At 70.2% G+C, this 12,275-nt stretch carries 15 protein-coding genes and 1 pseudogene; 6 read left to right on the top strand and 10 right to left on the bottom strand.

Annotation, left to right across the window (positions count from 1 at the left end):
- The first annotated feature begins 213 nt into the window (after positions 1-213).
- Positions 214-435 carry a helix-turn-helix domain-containing protein gene (locus tag L1785_RS23485; RefSeq protein WP_372461908.1) on the top strand — a complete coding sequence of 74 codons (222 nt, stop codon included), beginning with the start codon at positions 214-216 and terminating at the stop codon, positions 433-435.
- 88 nt (positions 436-523) lie between these two features.
- Here L1785_RS23485 and L1785_RS22580 read toward each other — a convergent pair.
- Positions 524-948 (bottom strand): annotated as a pseudogene (locus tag L1785_RS22580) (arsenate reductase ArsC).
- A gap of 388 nt (positions 949-1,336) precedes the next feature.
- Between L1785_RS22580 and L1785_RS22575 the strand changes: the two are divergent.
- A complete protein-coding gene (locus tag L1785_RS22575) occupies positions 1,337-1,798 on the top strand; it encodes a hypothetical protein (protein WP_236091495.1) in 462 nt (153 codons plus the stop codon).
- A gap of 22 nt (positions 1,799-1,820) precedes the next feature.
- A complete protein-coding gene (locus L1785_RS22570) occupies positions 1,821-1,973 on the top strand; it encodes a hypothetical protein (protein WP_236091494.1) in 153 nt (50 codons plus the stop codon).
- Here the strand turns inward: L1785_RS22570 and L1785_RS22565 are convergent.
- The 4 genes from L1785_RS22565 to L1785_RS22555 form a co-directional block, all read right to left on the bottom strand.
- Entirely contained in the window at positions 1,970-3,097 is a 1,128-nt protein-coding gene (locus tag L1785_RS22565; RefSeq protein WP_236091493.1) for a zinc-binding dehydrogenase, read from the bottom strand. The genes L1785_RS22570 and L1785_RS22565 overlap by 4 nt on opposite strands.
- Positions 3,070-3,375 carry an alcohol dehydrogenase catalytic domain-containing protein gene (locus L1785_RS23480; RefSeq protein ID WP_372461906.1) on the bottom strand — a complete coding sequence of 102 codons (306 nt, stop codon included), beginning with the start codon at positions 3,373-3,375 and terminating at the stop codon, positions 3,070-3,072. Before L1785_RS23480 ends, L1785_RS22565 begins: the two co-directional genes overlap by 28 nt.
- A gap of 178 nt (positions 3,376-3,553) precedes the next feature.
- Positions 3,554-4,990 carry a carboxylesterase family protein gene (locus L1785_RS22560; protein WP_236091492.1) on the bottom strand — a complete coding sequence of 479 codons (1,437 nt, stop codon included), beginning with the start codon at positions 4,988-4,990 and terminating at the stop codon, positions 3,554-3,556.
- Between the two features lie 119 nt (positions 4,991-5,109).
- Complete coding sequence (locus tag L1785_RS22555) at positions 5,110-5,664, bottom strand: TetR/AcrR family transcriptional regulator (RefSeq protein WP_236091491.1); 555 nt, start codon at positions 5,662-5,664, stop codon at positions 5,110-5,112.
- 71 nt (positions 5,665-5,735) lie between these two features.
- Here L1785_RS22555 and L1785_RS22550 point away from each other — a divergent pair, with 71 nt between their 5' ends.
- From L1785_RS22550 to L1785_RS22540, 3 genes are read left to right on the top strand one after another with little or no spacing between them, the layout of a single operon-like run.
- Entirely contained in the window at positions 5,736-6,122 is a 387-nt protein-coding gene (locus L1785_RS22550) for an MmcQ/YjbR family DNA-binding protein (protein WP_236091490.1), read from the top strand.
- Positions 6,119-6,484, top strand: coding sequence for an MmcQ/YjbR family DNA-binding protein (locus L1785_RS22545; protein ID WP_236091489.1), 366 nt, complete (start codon positions 6,119-6,121; stop codon positions 6,482-6,484). Before L1785_RS22550 ends, L1785_RS22545 begins: the two co-directional genes overlap by 4 nt.
- Entirely contained in the window at positions 6,481-7,803 is a 1,323-nt protein-coding gene (locus L1785_RS22540) for a replication-associated recombination protein A (RefSeq protein WP_236091488.1), read from the top strand. Before L1785_RS22545 ends, L1785_RS22540 begins: the two co-directional genes overlap by 4 nt.
- Before the next feature lie 630 nt (positions 7,804-8,433).
- On the opposite strand, the gene L1785_RS22535 is transcribed toward L1785_RS22540, so the two are convergent.
- From L1785_RS22535 to L1785_RS22515, 5 genes are all read right to left on the bottom strand, one after another.
- Positions 8,434-8,865 (bottom strand): DUF6228 family protein, encoded by a 432-nt coding sequence (locus L1785_RS22535; RefSeq protein ID WP_236091487.1) that lies wholly within the window; start codon positions 8,863-8,865, stop codon positions 8,434-8,436.
- Positions 8,866-8,916: 51 nt separating this feature from the next.
- Positions 8,917-10,113, bottom strand: a complete 1,197-nt coding sequence (locus L1785_RS22530; RefSeq protein ID WP_236091486.1) for a hypothetical protein — start codon at positions 10,111-10,113, stop codon at positions 8,917-8,919.
- Positions 10,113-10,832: a hypothetical protein gene (locus L1785_RS22525; RefSeq protein ID WP_236091485.1), complete on the bottom strand. Its 720-nt coding sequence runs from the start codon at positions 10,830-10,832 to the stop codon at positions 10,113-10,115. The genes L1785_RS22530 and L1785_RS22525 overlap by 1 nt, the downstream gene beginning before the upstream one ends.
- A gap of 13 nt (positions 10,833-10,845) precedes the next feature.
- Complete coding sequence (locus tag L1785_RS22520) at positions 10,846-11,328, bottom strand: single-stranded DNA-binding protein (RefSeq protein ID WP_236091484.1); 483 nt, start codon at positions 11,326-11,328, stop codon at positions 10,846-10,848.
- A 95-nt stretch (positions 11,329-11,423) separates the two neighbouring features.
- Positions 11,424-12,275 (bottom strand): hypothetical protein (locus L1785_RS22515; RefSeq protein ID WP_236091483.1); only part of this gene is annotated, 852 nt, incomplete at its 5' end.

Raw genomic sequence — 12,275 nt, 5'->3', positions numbered from 1 at the left:
TGGCGCCGGTCTCGGTGCTGCTCACCACGCACACCCTCGCCGAGCTGATCGTGGCCAAGCCCGCTCACCGGCGTGCGTCTCTGAACGCGGTGCCGGGCGGGACGTCCCGGAGACCGGACCCGGGACAGCGTGGGACGCCCGAAGAGCCGACACGAACTGGGGCGACATCCCGGGCCGGGTCCCAGAGTCCACGCGGCTGGACGGGACGTACCGATGGGACATCCCCCCGGGCGGGACGGTCCGCGGTCGCCCGGTGACCTGCGTGCCATGCGGGAGCGTGGGATGTCCGTCCAGCAGATCATGCAGATCACCGGGCTGGGACGGTCCACGGTCTACCGGCGCCTGGAACGGGACCCGCGATTCCTCGACGGCCCCCCGAGCGTCTCAGCGGTCCCGTTGGCGACGTCCCAGCGGTCCGCGTTTCTTCAGGCGTGACGGCGGCTCTCAATGCGCGGGCGGGCGGACGCTCTCGACCGCGGCGTCTGGGCGGGCACTTGGCGGGATCTCTTATCCGACGCCGTCGCTATTCCGCGGCTGGGACGCGCAGTTCGGCCAAGAGAGCCTCCACGCGTGAGCGGATCTCGTCCCGGATCGGGCGGACGGCGTCGATGCCCTGACCGGCGGGGTCGTCCAGGACCCAGTCCTCGTAGCGCTTGCCGGGGAAGTACGGGCAGTGTCGCCGCAGCCCATCGTGACGACGACGTCGGACGCCCTCACGGCGTCGGTGGTGAGCGCCTTCGGGCGTCCGGCGGTGATGTCGATGCCGACCTCGGCCATCGCCTGCACGGCGACCGGGTTGATCTGCTCGGCGGGCATCGACCCAGCGGAGCGAACCTCGACTGCCCCGCTCGACAGGGCGGTGAGGAACCCGGCGGCCATCTGCGAGCGGCCCGCGTTGTGCACGCAGACGAACAGCACGGCGGGCTTGGTGGGTGCGGTCTCGGTCATGGTTGTCTCCCGGTCAGGCGCAGCAGGCGGGCGCCGGGCGTGCGGGGCCATCGCGGTATGCCGGCGGTGCGCGTCCGCGACGAGACTGGCCCCGACGAGCGCGCCGATGCCGAGCTGTCTGCGGCGCCTGCGGTCGGCCACGTGCTTCGAGAAGAGGCCGCTCGACCGGTGACTCCTCGCCCGCTCCACTCACATGTGGATGATCGCAGGCTCGTTCCGCGTGCCTCCACGTGCGGCCATGGTCCAGGAGCCGAAGTTCGTCATGGGTGAATCTCGCTGTTCTGGGTGCTAATCGTCGACAGTGAAACGATCTAGGGGTATTTTTCCGCTATGCCCACCGCTTCGCAGTGGGCCACATTGTTGATGGAGCACTCGACAAAGGGGAACGATGCTCAAGAAGACTCTGCTCAAGAAATGGTCCGCCCGCATCGCAGCGGCGGCGATCCTCGGCGGCCTGCTGGTCGGGACTTCGCTGGCCACGTCGGCGTCGGCCGGCACGTGCACCACCCGCGGCTGCGGCGGAGTGTTCACGAACGCCTCGGGCAAGGGCATCTTCGTGTCGAACAACTGGTGCTGGTCCACTACGTCCCTGTACTACGGCAACGTACTGCCGTGCAGCCCGACCTGGAACGACTCGGCCTACAACTCCTACTTCCTCCTGCTCGGCGGGCACAGCACGACCGAGTTCTACTACTACTACGACACCGACGCCTACCGCATCGACCCCCACTGCACGGTCTCTTTTGAGGCTGGCAGTAGTTTCACGTCCATCACCAACTCCAGCTCGAGCCCGATGTGGCGGAAGATCACCAACATCGCGAACATGAAGATGGTCAAGTACACCTGCTGACCGCGGCCCGCAGCGCGCCGGCATGACCGGCGCGACGGTTGGTGACGTGGCGCCCGGCTCTCTCGAGGAGCCGGGCGCCGCTTACCGGGTTCAGCAGGCCCAGGCCGTCGACGAGCACAAGGCGCGCGGCGCCGGGGAGCTCGCTCCCGGCCGCCGTCCGCACCGTTGCATCTAACACACCATTGAGTCATACCAGCAAGAGGTGCTGTTCTTGCCCAAAGGCGCCGACCAGACTGGGCCTCCGGCCAGGGATTTCACGCGGTGTTCGAGGGTGGCGAGACCTCGACTGGATTCAACTCTGGACGTACCCGGACGAAGCGCAGCAGGTGACGGAAGTTGCTTCCGTTCCAGGCGGCGTCGGCGCTGACCTCCACGACCAGCGGATCGACGAGGGTCAGATCGACCGCATCGCCGCCGGCGTTGAACCGCCCGAATGCTGCCCGCGGGACCCGTGGGGGCCAGGGGTGGTCCCGAGTGGGTGGTGACAGCCACGGCGTGAGGGCCCGGCGGGCGCGGGGGGATACGGGGCCGGTGCGGCCGACGATCCGTAGACGCCCGTCGATAGGCAGGCCAGCGACGACCTGCAGTGGGTCGGTGGGCGTGCCGATTACCGCGCCACACAGGACGTCGATCGTCGTGCGGCGCTTGACCTTGAGCGCCATATCTGCACCTGGCCAGATGTCGGCGTTGCGGGCCGTCCTGGTCGTCGAGCAGCACGATGTGCTTGCCTGGCGTGGCGGCGGCTTCGAGGCCGGCCTGCGCGTCGCGGACGCGGTCCAGGCTGTGGTAGGTCTTCGCGATCGGGGTCGTCAGCCGGCCGTCGGCGATGGCGTGAAGCTGCTCCTGGAACACGTGGGAAGGCAGATCTGTGGCGTCGCCCGCGTAGCTGGTCAGCCGTACCCCGCCAGGGATGAACGGGCTGAATTCGGGGATGGTCCAGCCGCCTGCGAGGGCGCCGGTGAAGCAGACGGTGCCGTGCCTGCGCACGCACCCGAGCGTGTCGGGCAGCACGGTGCAGCCCACGAGCTCGAGTGCGGCATCCACGCCGCCCGGCGCGAGGTTGCGGACCTGTTGGGGGATGGTCCCGTCGTCCACGATGGGGTGGTCGACACCGATGGCTCGTAGCTCATCCTTGCGGTCGGCATGGCGGGTGGTCGAGATGACGGTGGCGCCGATGTCCTTGGCCATGGTGGCCGCAGCGCTCAGCCCGACCGTGGAGGTGCCGCCGCGGATCAGCAGGGTCTGCCCGGCGCGCAGATCGAGCCCGGTGGTCAACGATCCATAGGCGGTCTGGAACATCTCCGGCAGCGACCACGTCCCACGGCAGGGTGGTCTCGAAGGGGGACAACCTGTGCCGCGGGGACCGTGACGTACTGCGCGTACGAGCCGTCGAAGGTGCGGCCCATGCCGCCCATCATGGTGGCTACCTGTTGACCGGACCGCAGGCCGCTGGCAGCGTCTGCCTCGTCGACCACGCCCACTGCCTCGATGCCAGGGACGCGTGGGTAGGTGACTTCCGGGTCCGACTCTCCCTTGCGGGTGCTGACTTCGGACTCGTTGACGCCGAACGCCTTCACCGCGATCCGTACCCAGCCCGGTTCACGCGCGGGGACCGGGATGTCCTTGACTTCCAGCGCGTCCGGGGCCGCCGGGCCTGGTGACGACCACGGCTCGCATCGTGGCCGGTGCGGGCCGCGCGGTTGCTTCCGTGTTGCTCATTGCGGACTCCTTGCCGTTGCGGTTGCTCGACGCCCGTCAGGGGCGGTCGATGCCCTCCCACAGGTCGAGGGCTGCCTGGTAGTGGGCGGTGGCATCGAAGGGCGGGTTTCCGACGCTCTCCGAGGTAGGGCGGTCGGTGACGGCGGGCCACAGAGAGCTCTGCTCGCCGGTCGTGAAGTCGAGCACGATGTCGCGGATACGGGTGTCACGGTCGGCTTGTTCTGCGCTGCGGCCGGGCCGTTCCTGGCCGACCAGCGCGTACATCTCGCTGCCGTGCACCGCGGGGGCGCCCTCGGCGGGACCGACCAGGAGGAGATGGGCGTTGCCGCCCGCGGCGGCATGCGTCAGGGCGCCGCGGGCCGCGGGGAGCCCGAAGATGTAGTCCGTCAGAAGCGCGGCCCGCACCTCGGCGGGCGTGCGGCCCTCCTGGTCGTAGGCCCTGACGATCTGCTTCGCGCGGGAGCGGGGAATGCGCCACCGGGCGAGTTCGTCGACGACTGCGTCGACGGTGCCCGGGTCGAACCGGTCGAGGTCGTTCGCCACCCACCAACCCATGTCGTCGCTGGCCATGCTCAGCAGCACATCGACATCACGGTGCGCACCCGAGGCGAGGACGTCCATGGGGTGAGCCCGCAGGACTGCGCCGGGCTGGTCGGTGTCCAGGACGACGCCGAGGCTCGTGCTGTCCATTCCGCCACGGGCGCCGAGGTCGGTCGGTGTGACCTTGTGCAGTGCGGCCACCAGAGACGCCGTGTCGAGGTCGATCAGCTTCTCAGGGTCGCCCGCGACGCCGAGCTCGGTGACGAACCGGTGCGCGAGCTCCTCGGCCCACCACGACGGCTGGAGACGAGTGGGCCCGGCGGAGAACCCGGCCAGACGCCGGTACAGGCCGTCCGCGGAGGGGGCACCGAGCAGCCCGAACGTGGAGTAAGCGCCGCCGCTGTGGCCGTAGACGGTGACGTTGTCGGGGTCGCCGCCGAAGCGCGCGATGTTGCGCCGGATCCAGGTCAGGGCCGCGATGACATCCTGCAGGCAGAGGTTGCTTGCCTCGGCGAGCCGCCCGCCGTACTGCGAGAGCGATACCGCCCCGAGCGCTCCGAGCCGGTAGTTGATCGACACGCCCACCACGCGGCCCGATGCGGCGAGGCCTGCGACGTTCGAGGTGATCTGCGTGTTCGCACCGAATTCGAACCCGCCGCCGTGGATATACACGGCGACCGGCAGCGCGGTCCCGAGGGGTTGCTCCGGAGCCCACACGTTCAGGTTCAGGCAGTCCTCGCCCGTCCCGCTGTCCGCTTCGAGCCAGTCACCGCTGTCGGGCTGTACGGCGGCGACGCCCTTGCGGTCGTAGGGCCGGTCCGGATCGAACTCCGCGACGACCGGGCGACGGTATCGCTCGGCGGTGGCGTACGGGATTCCCCACCAGGACCGCACGCCAGGTGTCGTCGGGGCGGCGGGAGCTGTCGCAGTCATGGTGTGTCCTTCCGACGCTGTCCGCGTCTTGTGTGCTGTGTCGTGGTGGCCGCGGGCGCGGCGTGAGGGGCTCACGTCGGGGTTGAGATCGACATGTCACCCGGTGGCGGTGGGGGTCGTCAGCTGGCGAACTCGTCGACGATGGACCGGTACGCACGGCGGACCACGTCCTCGTCCAGGGGTGCGTCATGGAAGGAGCGGTAGGTCCACCAGCCCCACATGAGCGCGTCGACGGCCCGGGCCGCGCCGTCCGGGAACTGCTCGCGCAGGATGACGAGTGCCGCCTCCTGGAAGTCCCGCAAGAGCCCGGCGACCCGAGGGCTGCGCGCCCCGTAGTGGTAGATCTCCGTGTACAGCCTGATGTCCTCGCGGCTCGGGCTGGTCGCACCGCAGGTGGCCGCGACCAGCACCTCGACCGCGTCGGTAGTGTCACGGGCGGCACGCAGCGGGGCCGTATACCGCGGTTCCAGCTCGTCCCCAAGTGTCTCGAACGCGCTCACGATCAGGGTCTCGAGATCCGGGAAGTAGTACGTCATCGAGCCGAGCGGCACACCCGCCCGCGCCGCGACACCGCGATAGGAGGTCGCGTGCACCCCCTGCGACCCGATGACCTCAAGCGCCGCACGCAGGATGCGTTCTCTGCGTAGCGGATCGTTCGGCTTGCCCTTGCGCACCCATCCTCCTCACGGTCCAAGTGCGTACCATGGTACGCACTTGCTGATGAACGCGAACCCGAGGAGGACTGATGCAGGACGAGGCCGTGCAGAAGTACGCGCGTGAGCGAGCCGATGAGCTGCCGGGCTCCGGCCTGGAGCACCCGTTCGGGCCGGACTGGGACGTCTACAAGGTCCGTGACAAGGTCTTCATGCTGATGACCGAGGTGACCGGCGAGCCGGTCGTGATCCTCAAGGCCGACCCGCAGGACGCGAAGGCACTCCGCGAGACTCACGACGACATCACGCCGGGTTACCACATGAACAAGAAGCACTGGATCACCCTGCGTCCCGGCGGTTCGATGCGGCAGAGCCTCGTAGAGGAACTGGTCACCGAGTCCTACCTGCTCGTCGTGGAGAAGCTCCCTCGGGCGAGACGGCCCGTCGACCCAGCCATCTTCGGAAGGGGAGACCAGTGAGCCTGCCAGGAGAGCAGCTCCAGCAGACAGCGCGCGACGCAGCCGGCTCGCTGGCGGGCGTCAGCCACGGGCGCCCGTTCACCCCGCACCTGGACGTGTGGAAGGTCGCGGAGAAGGTCTTCCTCGTCGTCACCGACGACGATCCCGATGCGCAGATCATCACGGTGAAGGTGGACCCCGACCATGGCGAAGCGCTGGGTCGTGACCATGAGACGATCACCGTGGGCCGGTACTTCGACAAGCGGCACTGGGTGTCCGTCGGACCCGGGCGGGGGATCACCAAGCGCCTCGTCGAGGACCTGGTGCACGGGTCCTACGAACTCGTCGTCGACGGTCTGCCCAGGAAGGACAAGGCCGCATGACCTCGCAGTCACCGTCGCTGTTCGAGATGGACGACGCGTCGCGCCCGTTGGCCGACCGGCTACGCCCGCAGACTCTTGAGGACGTGGTCGGTCAGGACCACCTGCTCGCACAGCAGGCGCCGATCGGTCGGATGATCGTGGCGCACCGGCTGGTCTCGATGGTCCTGTGGGGGCCGCCCGGCTGCGGCAAGACGACGATCGCACGGCTGTTCGCCGAGCGGACCGACCTCGTGTTCGAACCGCTCTCCGCGACGTTCTCCGGGGTCGCGGACCTGCGGAAGGTGTTCCAGGCCGCGCAGCGGCGCCGGGAGATCGGCCAGGGCACGCTCCTGTTCGTGGACGAGATCCACCGGTTCAACCGCGCCCAGCAGGACTCGTTCCTGCCCTACGTCGAGGACGGCACGATCGTGCTCGTCGGCGCGACCACGGAGAATCCCAGCTTCGAGCTGAACGCGGCACTGCTCTCGCGCTGCCAGGTGCTCGTCCTCAAACGCCTCGACGACGACGCCCTCACCACGCTCATCAGCCGGGCGCAGGAGGTCCTGCGCGCGCCCCTGCCGCTGGACGACGACGCCCGGCAGGCGCTCATCGCCATGGCCGACGGCGACGGCCGGTACCTGCTCAACATGATCGAGCAGGTGCAGTCCCTGCCAGGACCGATCGACTCGTCCGCGCTGGCCGACGCCGTCCAGAAGCGAGCCCCGATCTATGACAAGTCGCAGGAGGGGCACTACAACCTCATCTCCGCGCTGCACAAGTCGATGCGCGGCTCCGACCCGGACGCTGCGCTGTACTGGCTGGCCCGCATGCTCGACGGCGGCGAGGACCCGCTCTACATCGCACGCCGACTGGTCCGCTTCGCGAACGAGGACATCGGCATCGCGGACCCGCAAGCAGTGCAGCAGACCCTCGCAGCCTGGGACGTCTACGAACGCCTCGGCTCACCCGAGGGCGAGCTCGCCATCGCGCAGGCGGTCGTCTACCTCGCCACGGCACCCAAGTCGATAGCGGTGTACCGCGGGTTCAACACCGCCCGCGACGCTGCGAAGCGGACCGGGTCCCTGATGCCGCCCCCACACATCCTCAACGCCCCCACCCGGCTCATGAAGGACCTCGGCTACGGCAAGGGATACCAGTACGACCCAGACACCCAGGACGGGTTCTCCGGCGCCGACTACTTCCCCGAGGACATGCCACGCCAGACCTTCTACGAGCCCACCACCAACGGCTACGAACGGTTCATCACCGAGCACCTCGCCGACCTCGCCCGCCTCCGAACCACCAAACGAACAACACCACGAAGCGCAGACGGGAACTGAACGACCTCGAAACTGCGTCTATCGCCCCTCGGCGTGCCACGGGCGGGCGGACCGGCTCGCGGCCAACCGACAACCCAGCCTGTTCGTCAAGGCCGCTGCACTCCGTCGTGCCGCCAGCCCACGCGCCCAGCGCCCATGAGGCGGGCCTAGGCACGGACCGCGGGCGTGGGCAGCGCGACCGGCCCGGCCACACCAATGCGCGGTGCTCGGTCACGTTTGGAGCGCAGATGGTCCAGCGTCACCTCGATGCCCTCGATCTCGCCGCGCCACCCTCACCACTTCGGCTCGTACCTGCACCCGCCGGGCAGCGCATCGGCGTTCGGGGTCCGCTCAACGCGCGAGCAAGCGCCACCTGAACGGGCCCATCCAGCCCAAGGGCAGCAGCATCCTCAGACGGCAAGGTGACGCGCGCCCCGGGTGGCACGTCTGGGTGATCACCTCGGCTCCCTCCTTCGAGACCAAGGTCAACCGACCGGTGCGGACCCGCACTCCAGGGACGCACGAGCCGCCGAAGCCACGGTCGCGAACCGAGCACGAGTCCGCCGCGGGAGACGTGGTGACAGCCCGCAAACAGCGAGTGCAGGCTGGCGCCGACGAAGGGTGCACGCGTCGTTGAGAAGGTCGGGGCGGCTACGTCTGCGGATCGAGCAGCTCGTCGAAGGCGTCGGCGAGGCTGCGCATGTCTTCGCCGGCGCCGTGGCGGGTGGTCGTGGTGAATGTCCACGGCGCGTCCCCGTAGGGGTGTGTCAGTTCCCAGCGCAGGTGGACGTGACCATCATGTCGCGCGGTGACCCGGAGCTCGTCTTCGAGCGAGCGCCACGTGCGTTCGCCGGTCCACCCACGAAAATCGTCGGACAGGCCGCGGAGAAAGTCGGGAAGCTCTCTTGTCCCCAGGAGGATGACCTGCTGCTCGATCCGGACGTGGTTGCCCGTCGCGCGTACGAGCACGCCTGCGATGTGCGGGTCATCCGGACCGTACGGAAAGTCCTTCTCGAACTCCAAGGTCAGCTCCGTTGAGGCGGGGATGCGCAGAACCGCAGGATCGGCGTCGTCGAGGAACACGCGGGACACGGTACTGGGGTGGGATGGACAGGCCGAGGCGGGGGTTCGGGGCTACAGCGACGGCCCAGGGTTCTCGTTGCTTGGTTTGCGCGCTCGCGGCGGTGGCTCGGGGGAGGGCTTGGCGGGGTTGAGGTTCTCGCGGCGTCGTTCGGCGCGGATCTGGGCGATCTGTTGGCGTACGGCGTCGAGGTCGTGCCGGTCGACGAGGGTGTAGGGGATCGGCGTGTTCGGGTCGTGCCGTTGGGCGTCGCGGAGGCGGGCATCGATCGTCGCGCCGGTCTCGGCGGTCAGGCCGGTGGTGTGTGCGTGGCCGAGGACGTCGTCGAGCCCGCGCGCGAGGCTCGTGTGCAGGCGGTGCTCGGGGTTGGCATGCACGGTGACCTCCGGCTTGCCCCAGGGGTTGGGCCGGGTCGCGAGGATGCCCAGGACGTGCTGCGGGTTCGCCAGCCAGTACTGGTTCACCTGGACTACCTGGTCGCCCATGTGCAGTGGCCACACCGGCAGGAACTGGCATGGGGTGATGGGGCTGGAGGGCACCAGGGGGCGGCGCAGGATGAGCAGGTCGACGCAGGCGTCGTTCCCGGGCAGCCCCGGGCGTAGGGACCCGGCCGGTAGGCGCAACGCGCCGACGAGCTCGCCGCGTTCGGCGATGAGCATCCGCCCCTGAATGTCGGGGTCGTCGAGGACTTCCCGGGACGCGAGGGCGACGAGGTATCCGCCGGGCTCGGTGTGCTCCAGGCAGCCGAGGATCATCAGGGTCTGCGCGACCCGCCGGGCTGTGGTGACCCCGGGTCGGTGGAGGGAGACGTCGAGGTGCGGGGGGACGGCGATGACGACGTCGTACTCGTCGGGTGCGTCGTCGTCGAACAGGCGCAGCGGGAGCCCGGCGTGCGGGTGCCCCTCGCGCGCGACGGCGTCCGGAATCGCGGCAGTGAACCCGTTCGCGTCCCCCGGTGGCAGGCGGCGTTCGCCTGCCGGCAGGCCCGCGAACACCTCGGCGTCCTGCCCGATGACGAGCATCCGCCCGCCGCGGATCCCCAAGTCCCGAAGGGTGCGCCAGACCAGGCCCGCGATCGTCTCGTGCGCACTGGTGGCGTCGACGGCTTGGTGGTCGGACATGGCGGTGATGTCGGCGCGGGCTGCGGCCTTGGCGTGCTCGTCGCTGCCGTAGGCCTCCTCGAGCAGCCGCTCGAAGTCAGGGCCGTCGGGGCCGGGGCCAAGGGCGGGGTCGGGGTCGTGGTCGAACATCACTCGGCCCTGCCTGCGTCCCGGTGGAGCAAGTGACGGCCCAGCATGGGTGCCCGCAGGTCGGCGCTGACGCGTGCCTCGACGGCGCGGCGCCGCGCGACGTCCTCGGCCATCCAGGCCCGGAAGTCGGCGCCCCGGTCGGCGATCGGTGTGGGCTGCCCGGCGTCCTTCCACGTCTGCTCGGCGCCAAAGCCGGGCTCGCCCGGCCAGAGGGTCACCGGGGTGGGGCGGTCCTCGGTCAGCGAGGTTCCGGACTGGGAGACCCACTCGTGCAGCCGGTGCTTGGCCTCGGCCAGCTCACGATGCCACGTGATCGGTGCGCCGGCATGCGCCTCGGGGTCGTAGGCGGCCAACCACGCGGTGTGCAGGGCGGACAGCTCCCAGCGCAGCTCGGCGTGCCGGTGCCACAGCGGCGGGATGATCGTGATGCCGAGCCCGTAGTCGCGGCGCAGCCACTCGACCCACCCGTCGAGCTGGGGCCAGTAGTTGGCGGCCTCGGTGGAGGTGAGCAGGTTGAGGTTGATCGGCCGCAATGGCGGTTCGCCGCGGGTTTCCTGCTCTGGCAGGGGGAACGGGAAGTCGCCCAGGTCGTCCTCGTCCAGGTCGTCCGCCTCGCCGAGCGCGGCGACGTCGGCGGGCAGGGTGAACGCCTGGGAGAAGTAGGCGCCCAAAAGGCTCTCGTGGTCGGGCTCCGGGCTGCGGTTCTGGTCGTCGGTCATGGCCGGGCCCCTCTCACGCGGTCCGGACCGGACGACCGGGCAGGATGGGCTCGGCAACGATCGGGCCGCGCGAGCGGGCGTCGGAGCCGACGCGCGGGGGCGTGTTGTCCGGTGGTGCGGCGGTCCGACGTCGTCGGGTCCGCTCCGCGCGCTTGGCCCCGGTCCGGGTGACCGTGTAGTGGGTGCGGGCGGCGTCGTGCCCGACACGGCGGGCGACGAACGTTCCCGGGTCCTTCTGCGAGAGGTGGCCGGAGACCACGACGACGTCGCCGTAGCGGAACCGGCGGGCCAGGCACTGGGCCGCCTTGCCGAAGACGAGGAGGGTGCACTCGATGCCCGGGTCCTCGGCGAAGGATCCGTCGGCCTGGTGCCGGGGCTTTGGCTGTGCCTGGAGCAGGACCCTGAGGAATGCTCGTCCGTCGGCGGCGTGCTGCAGGTGCGGGTCGGCGCCGAGGCGCCCTTCCACGCTGGTGGACGTGGGGATCGTGGTGGTCATCGCGGGACTCCTGGTGCTCGTGCTCCGCCTGGTGGCGGGCGCCTCATAGGTCAGGTGCGCGCCGGCTGCCGGTCGGGCGGAGCGCGCGATGGGTTTCAGAGTTCGGGCGCGCTCTTCCGAGCCGACGGCGCGGGGCGGGCAGGCGCTGGCGGTGCGGCGGGCTTGCGCTGAACCTTGGAGGTGCCCGGGACGTCGGGACGTGTGCGGTCGTTCGCGGTCCCCGCATGTTCGGCCTCGTCCAGTTCGATGCTGACCGCGCGAAGGAGCGTCGACCGGAGCTTGTGGGGATTGACTCCGGCGTCGACCGCCGTCGACACCAGGCCCGCCAGGGTGCTGTGGGAGTCCGCGTGGGCGAGGAGTTCGCGCACATGGGGCGGGTTCCACGCCGCGAGGTAGGTGGCGGCTGCGGCCAGGGCCGCCAGCGCTTGCCGGTTCTCGGCGGGTGCGCTGCGGAAGGTCTGCACGAGCGCGTTGACGCGGGCCTCGGTGTCCGTCCCGTCCAGGGCGTGGCCGAGGATGATGTCGCGGGTGACCAGGTCCGAGGTGGCCAGGTGCGCGAGGAGCTCCGTCTGCGCGACGGGGTCGTTGCCTGCGGCCACGTTGTCCAGGGTCCGGCGGGCGACGTCCGCGCGGAGCGCGGGCGAGAGCTTCTCCAGGCCGGCGAGGGTCGCGGGGCTGGGTGAGCCGAACACGGGCCAGGGCAGGGGTGCCATCGAGGTGCGGAGCTCGTCCTTGGTGGCCGCCAGGTCTGGCAGGCCCGGGCCGGCCGGGCGCGGCAGGGCGGTCGCCACGCCCCACGGGCCGGCCAGGCCGGCCCGGGTCCGCCACGTCCCGTCCTGGATGTGGACCTGCACCGTCGTCGCGTCGAGCGCGTCGCGCAGCTCGGTTGCGATGAGCCGGGACCGTTCCGGCCCGGCGGGGCCGTAGCCGACCACCATCAGGTGGCC

The organism is Antribacter soli, assembly GCF_021568775.1.
Taxonomy (GTDB): Bacteria; Actinomycetota; Actinomycetes; order Actinomycetales; family Cellulomonadaceae; genus Antribacter; species Antribacter soli.
Note: the sequence above shows the minus strand (reverse complement) of the source record. Positions and strands in the feature narration are given on the sequence as shown.